The sequence below is a fragment of the Streptomyces sp. NPDC026515 genome (genome assembly GCF_055567595.1).
In genome coordinates, this window is sequence record NZ_JBVHQD010000004.1 from 387073 (window position 1) to 403741 (window position 16669).

General features: G+C 70.8%; 13 protein-coding genes. 6 read left to right on the plus strand and 7 right to left on the minus strand.

The window, feature by feature from the left end:
- Nucleotides 1–253 precede the first annotated feature (253 nt).
- The 4 genes from ACZ4O3_RS10215 to ACZ4O3_RS10230 all read left to right on the plus strand — a co-directional run bounded on the left by ACZ4O3_RS10215 (nt 254) and on the right by ACZ4O3_RS10230 (nt 4599).
- Nucleotides 254–889 (plus strand): bifunctional 4-hydroxy-2-oxoglutarate aldolase/2-dehydro-3-deoxy-phosphogluconate aldolase, encoded by a 636-nt coding sequence (locus ACZ4O3_RS10215; RefSeq protein ID WP_384998058.1) that lies wholly within the window; start codon nt 254–256, stop codon nt 887–889.
- Nucleotides 886–1890 carry a sugar kinase gene (locus tag ACZ4O3_RS10220; RefSeq protein ID WP_467721858.1) on the plus strand — a complete coding sequence of 335 codons (1005 nt, stop codon included), beginning with the start codon at nt 886–888 and terminating at the stop codon, nt 1888–1890. Before ACZ4O3_RS10215 ends, ACZ4O3_RS10220 begins: the two co-directional genes overlap by 4 nt.
- Nucleotides 1891–2026: 136 nt before the next feature.
- Nucleotides 2027–3844, plus strand: a complete 1818-nt coding sequence (locus ACZ4O3_RS10225) for an ABC transporter ATP-binding protein (protein ID WP_362729917.1) — start codon at nt 2027–2029, stop codon at nt 3842–3844.
- Nucleotides 3845–3933: 89 nt separating this feature from the next.
- A complete protein-coding gene (locus ACZ4O3_RS10230) occupies nt 3934–4599 on the plus strand; it encodes an NUDIX domain-containing protein (protein WP_362729914.1) in 666 nt (221 codons plus the stop codon).
- A gap of 97 nt (nt 4600–4696) precedes the next feature.
- Here ACZ4O3_RS10230 and ACZ4O3_RS10235 read toward each other — a convergent pair whose 3' ends face one another.
- The 7 genes from ACZ4O3_RS10235 to iolD form a co-directional block, all read right to left on the minus strand.
- Nucleotides 4697–6709 carry a beta-galactosidase gene (locus ACZ4O3_RS10235; RefSeq protein WP_467721859.1) on the minus strand — a complete coding sequence of 671 codons (2013 nt, stop codon included), beginning with the start codon at nt 6707–6709 and terminating at the stop codon, nt 4697–4699.
- Nucleotides 6706–8019, minus strand: a complete 1314-nt coding sequence (locus tag ACZ4O3_RS10240) for a glycoside hydrolase family 36 protein (RefSeq protein WP_467721860.1) — start codon at nt 8017–8019, stop codon at nt 6706–6708. The genes ACZ4O3_RS10235 and ACZ4O3_RS10240 overlap by 4 nt, the downstream gene beginning before the upstream one ends.
- Before the next feature lie 26 nt (nt 8020–8045).
- Nucleotides 8046–8933 carry a carbohydrate ABC transporter permease gene (locus ACZ4O3_RS10245; RefSeq protein WP_351314385.1) on the minus strand — a complete coding sequence of 296 codons (888 nt, stop codon included), beginning with the start codon at nt 8931–8933 and terminating at the stop codon, nt 8046–8048.
- Nucleotides 8930–9910: a carbohydrate ABC transporter permease gene (locus ACZ4O3_RS10250; RefSeq protein ID WP_351314383.1), complete on the minus strand. Its 981-nt coding sequence runs from the start codon at nt 9908–9910 to the stop codon at nt 8930–8932. The genes ACZ4O3_RS10245 and ACZ4O3_RS10250 overlap by 4 nt, the downstream gene beginning before the upstream one ends.
- 8 nt (nt 9911–9918) lie before the next feature.
- Nucleotides 9919–11229, minus strand: a complete 1311-nt coding sequence (locus tag ACZ4O3_RS10255; RefSeq protein ID WP_384998040.1) for an ABC transporter substrate-binding protein — start codon at nt 11227–11229, stop codon at nt 9919–9921.
- Between the two features lie 344 nt (nt 11230–11573).
- Nucleotides 11574–12359: a GntR family transcriptional regulator gene (locus ACZ4O3_RS10260; protein WP_362722181.1), complete on the minus strand. Its 786-nt coding sequence runs from the start codon at nt 12357–12359 to the stop codon at nt 11574–11576.
- Between the two features lie 29 nt (nt 12360–12388).
- Nucleotides 12389–14260 carry a 3D-(3,5/4)-trihydroxycyclohexane-1,2-dione acylhydrolase (decyclizing) gene (iolD, locus tag ACZ4O3_RS10265; protein ID WP_467721861.1) on the minus strand — a complete coding sequence of 624 codons (1872 nt, stop codon included), beginning with the start codon at nt 14258–14260 and terminating at the stop codon, nt 12389–12391.
- A gap of 310 nt (nt 14261–14570) precedes the next feature.
- Here iolD and ACZ4O3_RS10270 point away from each other — a divergent pair, with 310 nt between their 5' ends.
- Nucleotides 14571–15590, plus strand: coding sequence for a sugar ABC transporter substrate-binding protein (locus tag ACZ4O3_RS10270; RefSeq protein WP_467721862.1), 1020 nt, complete (start codon nt 14571–14573; stop codon nt 15588–15590).
- Nucleotides 15591–15595: 5 nt separating this feature from the next.
- A complete protein-coding gene (locus ACZ4O3_RS10275; RefSeq protein ID WP_384998029.1) occupies nt 15596–16666 on the plus strand; it encodes an ABC transporter permease in 1071 nt (356 codons plus the stop codon).
- Nucleotides 16667–16669: the final 3 nt, after the last annotated feature.

Consider the following 16669-nt stretch of genomic DNA (forward strand, 5'->3'; position numbering starts at 1 on the left):
CGGGAGAGAGTCCCCTGTCGTAGCGGCGGCCGACGGCGCCTGCGAGTCCCGAAGCTCACGGCGCCCGGGCCCGCCCGAGAGACCTGGCCGCGGAGGTGACCGATGCCGCCGAGATACCCGGACCTCGCGGCGGCCGGTGTCCTCGAGAGCCCCGAATCGCAGAGACGACCGTCGCCCCATCCGAGAGGCCCGAACCTCACGGAGGCGGGTGGCGGTCGCCCCCGAAACCCGAACCCCACAAGGAGCCCTGGCCGTGGATCTGCGCGCCGCCCTCACCTCCCGCCGACTGCTCGCCATCGTGCGCGGCACCGACCCGGAAGCCGCCCTGCGAACCGTGCTGACCCTGGCCGAGGAGGGCATCGAACTGATCGAGGTGTCCCTCAGCGGCACCGACGCGCTCTCCGTCCTGGCGCGGGCCGCCAAGGAGCTGGGGCCCGGCCGGCCGCTGGGCGCCGGCACCGTGCTGACCGCCGCAGACGCGCGGGCCGCCCACGAGGCCGGCGCCACCTTCGCGGTCACCCCCGGCCTCGGCGCCGGCGTGGACACCGCGCTGGACCTCGGGATGCCGGTCCTTGCGGGTGTGCTGACCCCCACCGACGTGATCGCCGCGCAGGCCCGGGGCGCGGCCGCGCTGAAGCTCTTCCCCGCCGCCGAGGCCGGGGGAGTGGCCTATCTGAAGGCGCTGCGCGGCCCGTTCCCCGACGCCGTGCTGGTGCCGGTGGGCGGCGTCGACGTCCCGGCGGCCCGCGCCTACCTCGCGGCCGGGGCGACCGCCGTCGGCGTCGGCTCCCCGCTGGTCGGCGACGCGGCCGACGGCGGCGACGGCGCCGGACTGCGCGACCGGGCCCGGGCGTTCCTGGCCGCCGTGGCGGAGGACGGACAGGCATGACGGCACCCTGGCGGCCGGCCCCGGGACGGGTCGTCTGCGTCGGCGAGACCATGGCGGCCCTCGCCCCCGACCCGCCCCGGCCGCTCGCCGAGGCCGAGCGACTGCGGCTGTCCACGGCCGGTGCCGAGTCCAACGTGGCCATGTACCTCGCGGACCACGGCATCCCGGCCGTCTGGCTCTCGGCCGTCGGCGACGATCCGCTGGGCCACCGGGTGCGCGCGGCGGTCGCCGCCGCCGGGGTCGACGTCAGCCATGTGCGCACCGATCCGCACCGGCCCACCGGCCTCCTGGTCAAGAACCCCGGCCCCGCCGGAACCCGCGTCCACTACTACCGCACGGGTTCGGCGGCCTCGGCGCTCGGCCCAGGCGTCCTGGACGGCGAACCGCTGCGCTCCGCCGCCCTCCTGCACCTCACCGGCATCACCCCCGCCCTCTCGGCGTCCTGCCGCGACCTGGTGACCCGCGCCCTCGCCACGCCGGCCGCCGAACGGCCGTACGCCATCAGCTTCGACGTCAACCACCGCGCCGCCCTGTGGCCCGACGGCACGGCGCCGACGACCCTGCGCGCCCTCGCCGACCGGGCGGACATCGCCCTCGTGGGCCTGGACGAGGCGCAGGCGCTGTGGGGCGAGGACCTCACCGTCACCGGCGTGCGGGACCTGCTGCCCGGTCCGCGGATCCTCGTCGTCAAGGACGGCGCCCGCGCCGCCACGGCCGTCACCGCGGACGGCCTTCGCACGGTGCCCGCGCTGCGCACGACCGTGGTGGAACCCGTGGGCGCGGGCGACGCGTTCGCGGCGGGCTTCCTGGCCGGGCTGCTGCACGGCGGGACGACGGACCGTGCCCTGCGGCTCGGCCACATCACCGCCGTCTCCGCCCTCAAGGTGACAGGAGACCACGGTCCGTTGCCCGGCCCTGCTCAGACCCGGCGGCTCCTCGGCCTCGTGGCCGGTGACTGGGAGCGGTACGACGACCGCATCGACCGCGTGTTCGGACAGTAGCCGCCGTCCGGAAAACACGTGGACTCAGTGACCGTCGTCGCGGCACACTTCCCTTTCCTGACCTGCCGATTCGAGGCCGCCGCAGACCATGCGCCGGCCGACTCGGCATGCCGTACGACGACTACACAGGGTTGAGATGACATCCTCAGTCGATTTACCTGCGAGCGGACCGCGACAAGGTGCCGTCCTGCTCGCACTTCGTTACTACGGACGGGAACTGGCGCGGCTCAAGTGGTTCACCCTGCCCGGAATGCTGCTGCCGGCGCTCGGCAACATCGGCATCAACTACGTGGCGCCGCTGGTCGTCGCCAAGCTGGTCGGCCGGATCGCCGACGGCCGCGGCCTGGGCCTCGGCGCCGCACTGCCGTACGTCCTCGGCTTCGGCGGTGTCCTGCTGCTGGCGGAGACCTTCTGGCGGATCGGTCTGCACTGCCTCAACCGCCTGGACGCGCTCGGCATCGAGCAGCTGTACGTCACCGGCATGGACGAACTGTTCGCCAAGGACTCCGCGTTCTTCCACGACAACTTCGCCGGGTCGCTCACCAAGCGGGTGCTGAGCTTCGCCACCCGCTTCGAGGAGTTCGCCGACACGCTCACCTTCAACATCGTGGGCAGCTTCGTGCCGCTGCTCTTCGGGTCGGTGGTGCTGTGGCGCTACGAACCGCTCCTGGTCGTCGGGCTGCTCACGATGATCGCGGTCACCGCGGTGTGCGTGGTGCCGCTGATCCGGCGGCGGCAGCGGCTGGTCGCCCAGCGGGAGGAGGCCATCGCACGGGTGTCCGGCCATGTCGCGGACAGCCTGATGAACATGGACACGGTCCGGGCGTTCGCCGCCGAACGGCGCGAGGCCGCCGAACACCGCTCCCGGGTGGCCGAGTCCAGGCGGCGCACCCTGCGCTCCTGGGACTACGGCAACCTGCGCATCGACACCTTCGTCGCGCCGATGTCCGTGGCGACCAACGCGCTGGGCCTGCTGCTCGCGGTCGGGCTCTCCGGCGGCGGGCACGGCGTGGAGGCGGTCGTGGTCGCGTTCACCTACTACACCAACGCGACGCGGATCATGTTCGAGTTCAACCAGATCTACCGGCGTATGGAGAGCTCCATGACGGAGGCGGCCCAGTTCACCGAACTGCTCCTGGACCCGCCGACCGTGCTGGACCCGGTGACCCCGGAACCGCTGGCGCCGCGGGCCGCCGACGTCCGGTTCGAGAAGGTCTCCTTCACCCACGCGGGTGCCAAACCGCTCTTCGAAGGGCTGGAGCTGGACGTGCCCAGCGGCTCGAAGTTCGGGTTCGTCGGCCGGTCGGGCGGCGGCAAGACCACGCTCACCCGGCTGCTGCTGCGGATGACCGACCTCGACGGCGGCCGGATCACCATCGGCGGCCAGGACATCAGCAGGCTGCGCCAGGCCGACCTGCGCAGCCAGATCGCGTACGTGCCGCAGGATCCGGCGATGTTCCACCGCACCCTGCGGGACAACATCGCCTTCGCCCGGCCCGACGCCGGCGACGCCGAGATCCGGCTCGCCGCCGAGGCCGCCCATGTCACGGAGTTCGCCGACGCACTGCCGGACGGCTTCGACACGATGGTCGGTGAACGTGGCGTCAAGCTCTCCGGCGGCCAGCGCCAGCGGGTGGCGCTGGCCCGGGCCATCCTGCGGGACGCCCCGATCCTGCTCCTGGACGAGGCGACCAGCGCGCTGGACTCCGAGAGCGAGATGCTGGTCCAGGAGGCGCTGTGGCGTCTCATGGAGGGCCGCACGGCACTCGTGGTGGCGCACCGGCTGAGCACGGTCGCCTCCATGGACCGGCTGGTGGTCCTGGACCGCGGCCGGATCGTCGAGCAGGGCACGCACCACGAACTGCTCACCGCCGAGGGCGCCTACGCCAAGCTCTGGCAGCACCAGTCGGGCGGCTTCCTCGACGAGGGCCCGGCACGGGCCGAGGTGCACTAGGACCGGTCCGGCGGACCAGTTCCGCGGGCGGGTGGTAGACAGGGGATCATGAACGATCCGAACGCTCCCGCCCGCCCGGCGGGCCCGCGGTGACCGCCGGGGCCGACACCCCCGACCGCCGGGGCCGCACCGGACTCGACCGCACGGGCCTCGACCTGAGTGGCAACCCGCGCGTGCGGGTCCGGGAGGTGAAGCTGCTCTCCAGCCACTGGTACGTCGAGCGGGCCACCACCTTCGACTACCGGCATGCCGACGGCACCTGGCACACCGAGGAACGCGAGACCCACGACCGCGGCAACGGCGCCACGCTGCTGCTCTACGACACCGAGCGCGAAACCGTCCTGCTCACCCGGCAGTTCCGCTTCCCGGTGTACGTCAACGGCCACCCCGACGGCATGCTCATCGAGACCCCGGCGGGCCTCCTGGACGCCGACGACGAACACCCCGAGCACGCGGTGCGCCGGGAGGTCGTCGAGGAGACCGGTCACACCGTCGGGGACGTCGAGCACGTCTTCGACGTCTACATGAGCCCCGGTTCGGTGACCGAGCGGATCTCCTTCTACGCGGCCGCCTACACACCGGCGACCCGCACGCACGAGGGCGGCGGCCTGGACGAGGAGGGCGAGGACATCGAGATCCTCGAACTCCCCTTCCGCCGCGCCCTGGAGATGATCCGCACCGGAGAGATCGCCGACGCCAAGACCATCATGCTGCTCCAATGGGCGGCCCTGGACGGCCCGTTCGCAGCCAGGTGAAACCAGCCCCCGCGCCTCGCCCCGTCAGGGGCGCGGGGAACTGCGCGACCGGCCACGACGAACCCGCTGCCGCGCGACGGCCTTGCCGCCCCAGGCGCTACGCCCGCCGCCGGGCCTCCCGCACCACGGCGATCTCACCCGGAGCCACCACGACGGCCCCGTCGACCGACTTGCCGGACAGCAGCTCCACCGACCCCGGCGTCACCGGTACCTCGGCTCCCGAACCGGCGTGGTCGATCACGAACACATAGTCCGCGTCCGCCCCGCGCCGCACGACGACCTCCACACCCGCCGGCGCGCTACGCCCCGCGGTCACGCCCGCCTCCGCGCGGATCCGGTCCAGCAGCGCGGCCAGGGTCCCCGCGTCCGGCAGCGTCGCCAGGTACCAGGCGCTGCCCGCGCCGTACCCGTGCCGCGTCACCGCCGGGAGACCGGCCAGCGGGCCGCCGGCGTAGGACGTGACGACCTCGGCGCCCTCCGGACGCACCCGCTCCGACCAGAGCGAGCCGGTGCCGCCCTCGCCGAGCGCCACCCGCTCACCCGGCAGCAGCGGGAACAGTTCGTCCGTGCGGACGCCCAGCACCTCCCGGAACGCCCCCGGGTAACCGCCCAGCCGGACATGGCTGTTCTCGTCCACCATGCCGCTGTGGAACCCGACGGCGAGGGTGCCGCCGGCCTCCGCGAAGGCGGTGAGGTTCGCCGCGCCCGCGTCGTCCACCAGGTACAGGCTCGGCGCCAGTACCGCCTTGTACGCCGACAGGTCCGCCTGCGGCCGGACGAAGTCCACGGCCACCCCGGCCCGCCACAGCGGCTCGTACCAGGCCCGGACCAGGTCCAGGTAACGCAGTTCGCCGCTCGGCTGGGAGGGGAACTCCAGCGCCCAGCGGGCGTCCCAGTCCCAGACCACGGCCACCTCGGCGGTGCCGCCGCTGCCGCGCACCTCCGCCAGCGCCCGCAGATCCGCGCCCAGCCGGACCACGTCCCGCCAGATCTGGCTGTCGGTGCCCGCGTGCGGCAGCATCGCGGAGTGCCACTGTTCGGCACCGGCCTTGGCCGCCCGCCACTGGAAGTAGCAGATGCCGTCGGCGCCGTGCGCCACATGGGCGAGCGCGTTGCGCCGCAACTCACCCGGGGTCTTCGCCCGGTTGACGGGCTGCCAGTTCACCGCGCCCGTGGAGTGCTCCATCAGCAGCCACGGGCCGCCCGCCAGCGACCGCATCACGTCACCGCTGAGGGCGACGTCGATCTGCGACTCGGGGTCGGCGGACATCAGGTAGTGGTCGTTGGCCACCACGTCCAGCTCCGGGGCCCACCGCCAGTAGTCGAGGGCGTCGAAGTCGTGCATCACCATGAAGTTGGTGGTGGCGGGGATCGCCGGGGCCGCCTCCCGGAGCACGTCCCGTTCCGCCGTGTACAGCGACAGCAGCTCGTCCGAGCAGAACCGCCGCCAGTCCAGCTGGTGCGTCGGGTTGGGTACGGCACCGGTCGCACGGGGCGGCAGGATCTCGTCCCAGTCGTAGTACCACTGGCTCCAGAAGGTGGTGCCCCAGGCGTGGTTGAGGGCGGCCAGGTCGTCGCCGTAGCGGGCCCGCAGCCAGCGGCGGAAGGACTCCGCGCTGGTGTCGCAGTAGCAGGCCGCGTTGTGGCAGCCGTACTCGTTGTGGACGTGCCACATCGTCACGGCCGGGTGGCTCGCGTACCGCCCGGCGAGGGCGCCGGCGATCCGCAGTGCGGCGGCCCGGTAGGCGGGGCTGCTCGGGCAGAACGTCTGGCGGCTGCCGTACGACAGGGTGCGGCCGTCGTGGTCGACCGGCAGCGCCTCGGGGTGGGCGCGGAAGAACCAGGCGGGCGGGGCGGCCGTCGGGGTGGCGAGGTCTGCGGCGATGCCGTTCTCGTGGAGGAGATCGAGGATCCGGTCCATCCGCGAGAAGTCGTGGACGCCCTCGGCCGGCTCCAGCAGCGCCCACGAGAAGATGCCGACGCTCACCATGTTCACGCCCGCCTCGCGCATCAGGCGGACGTCCTCGGCCCACACCTCCTCGGGCCACTGCTCGGGGTTGTAGTCGCCGCCGTAGACGATGCCGGGGACGGTGAGGGTGCGGTCGTTCATCGGGTGGCTCCGGTGAGAAGGCGGCGGGTGGTGTCCACGCCCCACGGGTCGAGGGAGAGCAGGCGGTCGCTGGAGGCGACCAGGCCGCCGACGGCCTCCACATGGGCCGCCCAGCGGGCGCGGGTCTCCACGGCGGGGCGGGCCATCAGGCAGTCGGGGTCGTTGACCCAGAGCCGGCCGTGCTGCCACTGGCGGCCGGCCCCGGTGAACTCGGCCGGGTCCTGGCCCGGCTGGCTGTAGTCGCGGGCCTCGGAGCGGCGGTGCGGCGCGGTGTCGGGGCTGACCCGCATCGCGTCGAACAGCCCGATGGAGGGCAGCATCGGCGCCCCGCAGCCCAGCAGGTAGGCGTCCGCCCCGATGGCCTCCCGGATCAGCGCGATGCCCAGCCGGTACGCGGTGAGCGGGTCCGCCCCCGAGTGCCGTACGCCGTCCATCGCGCCCGCGTAGAGGAAGTCGGTCTTGAAGTAGTCGTAGCCCTCGGCGCGCAGCGTGGCGAAGACCTCGGTGAGGTAGGCCGCGGCGGCCGGGTGGGTGGTGTCCAGGACGTACAGGTCGTGGCCCCGGTTGCGGCCCGCGTGCAGCGGGTTGCCGTCGGGGTCGCGGACCAGCCAGTCCGGGTACGTCTCGGCGAGCGCGCTCGCCGGGTCGACCAGGAAGGGCGCCGTCCAGATGCCCGCCCGGCGGCCGCGGTCGCGGATGGCGTCCGCGATGCCCCGCCGTGAGCGGAAGCGGCCGGAGAGGTTCAGCCAGTCGCCCAGGGCGCTCTGGTGGCCGTCGTCGATCTGCACCACGTCGATGGGCAGGTCGAGGGTGTCCATCGCCCGCAGGTTCTCGTGGATGTCGTCCTCGGTGACGGCGGTGAAGTACTCGTACCAGGAGCACCACACCGTGGGCGCCGGGCGGGGCGCCGGCAGGGCCAGGGAGTCCGCCCACTCGGCCAGCACGGACTGGATGCCCGTGCCGGTCCACTCCTTGACCGGGCCGTCGGCCTCCACCTCGGCGACACCGCCCGCCACGGTCAGCCGGATCGACGGCACCTCGTGCGGCGGGTTCGCCGCCGCCCAGAGCCGGACCGGGGAGCCGTCACCCGGGTCGAGCGCCAGCAGACCCTCGCCCTGGTACGACCTGGCGGGCACCGTGCGGCCGGGGCGGTAGCACATGCTTGCCCAGTTGGCGTTCGCCGGGCGGTGCGGGGCGGCGCCGAGGGGGTAGGAGCCGCTCGGCGACCAGGACTGCCAGCCCTCCTCGTGGACACGGGCGGAGTAGGTGTCCACGGGTACGGAGGCGACCGGGGTGAACGGGTTGTGCACGGGGTTCTCTTTCGGAGGGGGCCGGATCAGCCCTTGGCGGAGCCCAGGGTCAGACCGCTGACGAACTGCTTCTGCAGCGCGAAGTACACGACCAGCGTCGGGATCGCGGTGAGCAGGGAACCGGCGGCGACCAGGTTCGGGTCGGTGAAGTACTGGCCCGAGAGGTTGTTGAGCGCCGAGGTGATCGGCATGTTCTCACCGGTCGAGATCAGCACCAGCGCCCAGAAGAAGTCGTTGTAGATCCAGATCGACAACAGGGTCGCCAGGGCCGCCATCGCCGGCCGGCACAGCGGCAGCGTGATCTGCCAGTACAGCCGCCACACCGACGCGCCGTCCACCAGCGCCGCCTCGGTCAGCTCGTGCGGCAGCGACCGCATGTAGTTGCTGAGCACGAACGCGCAGAACCCGGACTGGAACGCCACATGGATCAGCACCAGGCCGAGCGCCGAGTCGTACAGCTTGCCGCTCTGCGTGATGCCCGGCAGGTTCGTCAGCAGGTACATCCGGTACAGGGGGGTGATGATGACCTGCTGGGGGAGCAGGTTGCCCGCCGTGAAGACCAGCAGCAGCGCCAGGTTGAGCCGGAAGTCGAAGCGGCTGACGTAGAAGGCGACCATCGACGACAGGAACAGCGTGAGCAGCACGGCCGGGACCGCGATGATCAACGTGTTCATGAAGTAGTGCGTCATGTCCGACTGCGTGAACGCGTTGGTGAAGTTGTCGAAGTTCAGCGTGTGCGGCCAGGACACGTAGCCGCGGTCGCTGGTCTCGCTGTACGGGCGCAGCGCCGAGAAGACCGCCCACAGCAGCGGGGCGAGCCACGCCAGCGCGGTGACGGCGAGGAAGACGTGCAGCAGGACGCGGGCCGGACGGATCGGGGTGCGCTGTTTGCCCAGCGCGCTCACGGTGCTCATGCGCGCCGCTCCTTCCGGAAGGTCGCGATCAGGTACGGGATGATCACGATCAGGGAGATGACCAGCAGGACCACCGCGATCGCCGAGCCGTAACCGATGCGGCTGGACTCGCCGATGATGTTGTTGGTCACCAGGATGGAGAGCAACTCGGTGCCCTGGGCGCCCTTGTTGAAGACGAAGACCAGGTCGAAGGCGCGCAGCGCCTCGATGATGGTGACGACCAGGACGACCGTGTTGGTGGGCCGCAGGGTCGGGAAGATGACGTTCTTGAACGTCTGCCACTCGTTGGCGCCGTCGAGGGCCGAGGCCTCGCGCAGCGACGGGTCGACGCTCTTCAGACCGGCCAGGTACAGGATCATCATGTAGCCGGCGTGCCGCCAGGACGCGGCGATCAGGACCGCCCACAGGTTGAGCTTCGGGTCGCCGATCCAGTCGATGTAGTGCCCCGGCTTGTTGGCGCCGATGATGCTGTTGATCAGGCCCGTGTCCGGGTTGTAGATCAGCTGCCAGACGAAGCCGATGCACGCCATGGAGATGACGACCGGCAGGAAGAACGCCGTCTGGTAGATCCGGGTGAACCGGATCCGCTTGTCCAGTTGTACGGCCAGGAACAGGCCGAACGGCGTGGGTATCAGGATCAGTACGACGAACCAGATGACGTTGTGCTGGACCGCGGGCCAGAACTGCGGGTTGTCGCTGAAGAGTTGGTGGAAGTTGTCGAACCCGACCCACTTGATGGAGTCGAAGCCGATGCCGTCCCAGGTGGTGAAGGCCAGCAGGATCGAGGCGAGGGCGGTCACCCAGACGAGCAGGACGTGGAGGACCGTCGGCACGCCGGCCATGAAGGCCAGCGTGATGCGGTCGCGGCGGGTCAGCAGGCGCTTGTGCCCCTGCCGGACCCGCTTCTTCTCGGACGCGCGCCCAGGAGGCGGCACGGCGGCCGCCTCCTGGGACTTCGTGGTGATGTCAGTCGTCATTCAGCCGCTCACTCGGACGCGAAGATGGTCTTCTTCTGGCGCTCGATCGACGAGAGCAGGCTGTCGACGCCCTTCGGGTTCTGCAGGAACTTCTGCAGACCGGGCTGCATCACCGTGGAGGTGAAGTCCGGGCGGGAGTCGCGGTCCATGAACTGGGTGAGGCTCTTGGCGTTGCTGATCATGTCGTACGCCTTCTTCTGCAGGGCGGAGTACGACGAAGTGTCCGCCTTGGAGGACGCGGCGACCACACTGGAGTCGGCCTTGAGGTAGATCTGCTCGGCCGAGGGGGTACCGAGGTACTCCATCAGCTTGAAGGCGCCGGACTTGTTCTTCGGGGCCTTGCTGACCATGTAGCCGTCGGTGGGCGCCTCGACGGTGTCCTGGCCGTACGCGGAGTTGATCTCCGGGAAGGCGAAGAAGTCCAGGTCGTCCAGGTCGGCCTTGTTGGTGAACTGCTGGGCCACGAAGGAGCCGAGGAGGTACATGCCGGCCTTCTTGGAGACCAGGGTCTGCGCGGCGTCCTGCCAGGTGCGGCCCATGAAGCCGTCCTGGTGGTAGGGGAGGATCTCGGCCCAGTGGTCGAAGACGGCCTTGACCTTGGGGTCGGTCCACTCGGCCTTGCCGCCCATCAGGTCGACGTGGAAGTCGTAGCCGTTGATGCGGAAGTTGAGCTGGTCGAAGGTGCCCATCGCCGGCCACGCGTCCTTGTCGCCGAACGCGATCGGGACCAGGCCGTCCTTCTTCATCTGCTTGCACAGGGCCACGAAGTCGTCCCAGGTGGTGGGGACCTTGTAGCCCTTCTCCTGGAAGAGGCTCTTGCGGTAGAAGATCGCCCAGGGGTAGGTGTCCAGCGGCACGAAGTAGTACTTGCCGTCCTCGCCCTTGCTGAGCTTCTTCATCGCGTCGGGGAAGCCGTCGCCGATCTTGTCCCAGACCTCGTCGATCGGGGTCGCGAGACCCTTCTTCGCGAAGAACTGCATCCGGTACCCGGCGAACCAGTTGAACACGTCGTCCGGCGTACCCTGCAGGTAGGAGTTGATCTGCTCCTGGAAGGTGTTGTGGTCCTTCGTGTTGACATCGACCGTGATGCCCGACTGCTTCTTGAAGGTCGCGTACATCTCCGCGTATGCCTTCTTCGGCACGGCGTCCGAGCCGTTGGAGCCCAGGGTGACGGTCTTCGGGTCGGAGGAGGACCCGCTGCCGCCGCAGGCGGAGAGCAGGGGTATGCCGCCGGCGACGAGGGCGGCCGAACCGGCCCCACGCAGAACGGTACGGCGGCTCGGACCCGGCAGGTGAAGACCGGACGGGGAGATGCGCATGGCGGCTCCTGAGTAACAGGGTTCGGCAAGGGGAAGAGTTGATCTTCGAAAGGTCCCGAAACCGATCAGAAACCAACTCGGCCGAACATCGTGGGCGCAATAACAGCCGCTTGTCCGCTCATGCGTCAATAGCCTGCGTCCCTCTCGCCCGTCTCTTGCCCGAAACGTAATCGACACAGTTGCCTGCCGCTTTGTTGAACACGGGGAGACGACGGAGCCCCCGGGGGGCGAACTTCGTGAGGGCTCGTGTGCGGGCGTGTTGGTTTCCGGTGGCGGGACCAGCGGTTTAGCGCGCGGCGGCCGCGGCGGCAAGCGCCGTTCCGCGTGCCGTTCACCGCAACGGGCTAGGGCCGTACCAGCAGTTGGAAGTCGAAGGCGTACCGGGACGCCCGGTAGACGTGGCTGCCGTACTCCACCGGGCGGCCGGTGTCGTCGTAGGCCGTGCGCCGCATGGTGAGCAGGGCGGCGCCCTCCTTCTCGTCGAGGCGGGCGGCCTCCTCGGCGGTGGCGCTGCGGGCGCCCACGGTCTGCCGGGCGCTGTGCAGGGTGATGCCGGCCGTGCGCATCATCCGGTACAGACCGGTCGACTCCAGGCGTCCGGTGTCGAGTTCGAGCAGGCCGGCGGGCAGGTAGTTGCAGAGGAACGCCACCGGCTGGCCGTGCGTGCAGCGCAGCCGCTCCAGGACGACCACCTCCGCGCCGTCCGCGATGCCGAGCGCGGCGGCCGCCTCGCCGGCCGCCGGGATCCGCTCGTTGCGCAGCACCCGGGTGGTGGGGCCCTGTCCGGCCGACTCCAGGTCGTCGTAGAGGCTGCTCAGCTCCAGCGGCCGTCTGACCTGACTGTGCACCACCTGGGTGCCCACGCCCCTGCGGCGCACCAGGAGGCCCTTGTCGACCAGCGACTGGATGGCCTGGCGGACCGTGGGCCGGGACAGGCCGAGCCGCACCGACAGTTCGATCTCGTTGCCCAGGAGGTTCCCCGGGGCGAGCACGCCGTGCTCGATGGCCTCCTCCAGCTGCCGGGCGAGCTGGTAGTAGAGCGGCACCGGACTCCCGCGGTCCAGGGAGAAGTCCAGGGAGTCGAGTGCCGAGACGGTCGCGGTCCGGGCGGAACCACCGGTTCGGGCCACCGGGACACCTCCTTCCGGGGGTCGGGGGATCACAGGTGCCGGCGGCGGCCGGCGACCTGCCGCTCGTAGTCCTCACGGGCCCGTACGGCGGCCTCGCGGGTGGCGGTCGCCGCGACCGGCACGTCCCACCAGGCCTCGGCACCGGGGGCGGTGGGCGCCGGGTCCGTCTCGACGTACACACAGGTCGGCCGGTCGCTCGCGCGGGCCGCGGCGAGCGCCTCGCGCAGCTCGCGCACGGTCTTGGCGCGCAGCACCTCCATGCCGAGGCTGGCCGCGTTGGCGGCGAGGTCGACCGGCAGCGGGGCGCCGCCGAAGGTGCCGTCGGCGGCGCGGTAGCGGTAGGCGGTGCCGAACCGCTCGCCGCCCACCGACTCGGAGAGTCCGCCGATGGAGGCGTACCCGTGGTTCTGGATCAGCACCAGGTTGACGGGCAGGCCCTCCTGGACGGCGGTGACGATCTCGGTCGGGTTCATCAGGTAGGTGCCGTCGCCGACCAGCGCCCAGACCACGGTGTCCGGGGCGGCCTGCTGCACGCCGATGCCGGCCGGGATCTCGTAGCCCATGCAGGAGTAGCCGTACTCCAGGTGGTACTGGCGCGGCGAGCGGGCCCGCCAGAGCTTGTGGAGGTCGCCGGGGAGCGAGCCGGCCGCGTTGATGACGACGTCGTCGTCGCCCACCACCGCGTCCAGGGCGCCGAGCACCTGGGTCTGGGTCGGCACCGCGTCCTCGTCGTCCGCGCGGTAGGCGGCCTCGACGACGGCCTCCCAACGCTCCTTCCCGGCCCGGTACTCGGCCTCGTAGGCCGCGGCCGCCCGGTGCCCGGCGAGGGCCTTTGTGAGGGCGTCCAGCCCCGCCCGCGCGTCGCACACGAGGGTGCGGCCGGCCAGCTTGTGGGCGTCGAAGCCGGTGATGTTCAGGTTGAGGAAGCGGACGTCCGGGTTCTGGAAGAGGGTGCCGGAGGCCGTGGTGAAGTCCGTGTACCGGGTGCCGACGCCGATGACCAGGTCGGCGGTGCGTGCCAGGTCGTCGGCGACGGCGGTGCCGGTGTGGCCGACCCCGCCCAGGTCGCCCGGGTGGTCGTGGCGCAGGGCGCCCTTGCCGGCCTGGGTCGAGGCCACGGGGATGCCGGTCGCCTCCACGAGGGCCCTCAGGGCGTCCTCGGCGCGGCTGTGGTGGACTCCGCCGCCCGCCACGATCAACGGCCGCTCAGCGGCCCGTACGGCGCTCACGGCGGCCGCCAGCTCGGCCGGGTCGGGTGCGGGCCGCCGGACCCGCCAGACGCGCTCGGCGAAGAACTCCTCGGGCCAGTCGTACGCCTCCGCCTGGACGTCCTGCGGAAGGGCGAGGGTGACCGCGCCGGTCTCGGCCGGGTCGGCGAGCACCCGCATGGCGTTCAGGGCGGACGGGATCAGCGCCTCGGGGCGGGTGATCCGGTCGAAGTAGCGGGAGACCGGGCGCAGCGTGTCGTTGACGGAGACGTCGAACTCGACCGGGTGCTCCAGCTGTTGCAGCAGCGGGTCGGGCGCGTGGCTGGCGAAGTAGTCGCCGGGCAGCAGCAGCACCGGCAGCCGGTTGATGGTCGCCAGGGCCGCGCCGGTCACCAGGTTGGTGGCGCCCGGCCCGATGGACGTGGTCACCGCCTGCGCGGAGAGCCGGTCCAGCTGGCGGGCGTGGCCCACGGCCGCGTGCACCATCGCCTGCTCGTTGCGGCCCTGGTGGTAGGGCATGACGTCGCCGTACTCCAGCAGCGCCTGGCCGATGCCCGCCACGTTGCCGTGGCCGAAGATGCCCCAGGTGCCGGCGATCAGCCGGTGCCGGACGCCGTCGCGCTCGGTGTACTGCGCGGACAGGAACCGCACCAGCGCCTGGGCGACGGTCAGTCGGGTGGTCGGCTGGCTCATGGGGACCTCATTCGGGCGGGGTGGTGTACAGGGGTACGCCGGGCGGGAGCGGGTAGGGATCGCGGGGCTCCCAGGGTGGGGCGGGATGCCTCTCAGGTGTAGATCGGACAGGCCGAACTGTCAATGGTTTGTACTTACATTCGGACCTGAGTGTGAAATGATGTCTTAACAAAGTATTGACAGCGGGCCGCACAGGGACTTGTATCCCGTCCCAACGCACAGCACGGCCCGGACCGGCACCCTCCGGACCGGGTCCATGACCTTCACGGATCCCGTTCTTTTCCCCGTCGCACAGTGAGGTGCAGGCAAGATGGAGCGCTCATCCCGTATCCGTCCGCGGAGACTGGCCCCCTTCGTGGCCGTGGCCGCGGCGGCCGCCCTGGCCCTCGCAGGCTGCTCCAGCAGTTCCGGAGGAAAGAAGTCGGAGGAGGGCGCCGCGTCCGCCGCGGCAGGCAAGGCGAGCACCCCGCGCATGACGGTCGCGCTGGTCACCCATCAGGCACCCGGTGACACCTTCTGGGACATCGTCCGCAAGGGTGCCCAGGCGGCGGCCGACAAGGACAACGTCAAGCTCGTCTACTCCGCCGACCCGAACGCCGGCAACCAGGCCAGCCTGGTGCAGAACGCGATCGACCAGAAGGTCGACGGGATCGCCGTCACCCTCGCCAAGCCGGACGCCCTCAAGGCCGTCATCGGCAAGGCGACCGCGGCGAACATCCCGGTCGTCGGGCTCAACTCCGGTGTGAGCGACTGGAAGAAGCTCGGCCTGCTGGAGTTCTTCGGCCAGGACGAGACGGTGGCGGGCGAGGCGCTCGGCAACCGGCTGAACACGGAAGGCGCCAAGAAGGTCGTCTGTGTCATCCAGGAGCAGGGCAACGTCGGCCTCACCCAGCGGTGCGACGGGGTGAAGAAGACGTTCTCGGGGACGACGGAGACCCTGTACGTCGACGGCACGTCCCCGACCGCGGTCAAGTCCACGATCACCGCCAAGCTCAAGACGGACGGCGCCATCGACCACGTGATCACGCTCGGCGCCCCCATCGCGCTGATCGCCGTGCAGTCGGTGTCGGACGCGGGCAGCAAGGCGCAGATCGCGACCTTCGACCTCAACAAGGACCTGACCGGCGCCATCAGCAAGGGGACCATCGAGTTCGCCGTGGACCAGCAGCCGTACCTGCAGGGCTACCTGGCGGTCGACTCGCTGTGGCTCTACAAGAACAACGGCAACTACATGGGCGGCGGTGAGCAGCCGGTGCTGACCGGGCCGGCCTTCGTCGACAAGTCCAACGTCGACAAGGTCGCCCAGTTCGCCGCGAAGGGCACACGGTGATCGGTATGAGTCACCAGGCACCACCGGCGGTGGCCACACCGCCGGCCCCTGGCCCCGGCGAGAAGGACGGCCGTACGGCCCGGCGTCCGCTCGCGCTGCGGGTGCTGGCCCGTCCGGACGTGGGCGTGTTCCTCGGCGCCGTCGCGGTGTACGTCTTCTTCCTGATCGCGGCGCCGCCGGTGCGCGAGGCCGGCGCGATGGCGAACATCCTGTACCAGTCGTCCACCATCGGGATCATGGCGCTGCCGGTGGCCCTGCTGATGATCGGCGGCGAGTTCGACCTCTCGGCCGGTGTCGCGGTGGTCAGTTCGGCGCTCACCGCGAGCATGCTCAGCTACCAGCTGACGCTCAACGTGTGGATGGGCGTGATCGTCGCCCTGGTCGTGTCGCTCGCCATCGGTGCCTTCAACGGCTGGATGGTGGTGAAGACCGGGCTGCCCAGCTTCCTGGTCACCCTGGGCACCTTCCTGATCCTGCAGGGCGTCAACCTCGCGGTGACCAAGCTGGTCACCGGCAACGTCGCCACCGACGACATCAGCAACATGGACGGCTTCGACCAGGTCAGGAGCGTCTTCGCCTCCTCCTTCCACATCGGTGGCGTCGAAGTGAAGATCACCATCGTGTGGTGGCTGGTCTTCGCGGCCATCGCCACCTGGGTGCTGCTGCGCACCAAGTACGGCAACTGGATCTTCGCGGTCGGCGGCAACAAGGAGAGCGCCCGCGCGGTCGGCGTCCCGGTGACCTTCACCAAGATCTCGCTGTTCATGCTGGTCGGCTTCGGCGCCTGGTTCGTCGGGATGCACCAGCTGTTCTCCTTCAACACCGTGCAGTCCGGCGAGGGCGTCGGCCAGGAGCTGATCTACATCTCCGCCGCGGTCATCGGCGGCTGCCTGCTGACCGGCGGTGCGGGCTCGGCGATCGGCCCGGTCTTCGGCGCCTTCATGTTCGGCATGGTGCAGCAGGGCATCGTCTACGCGGGCTGGAACCCGGACTGGTTCAAGGCCTTCCTCGGCGTGATGCTGCTCGGCGCCGTCCTGATCAACCTGTGGGTCCAGCGCACCGCGACCAGGAGGTGACCC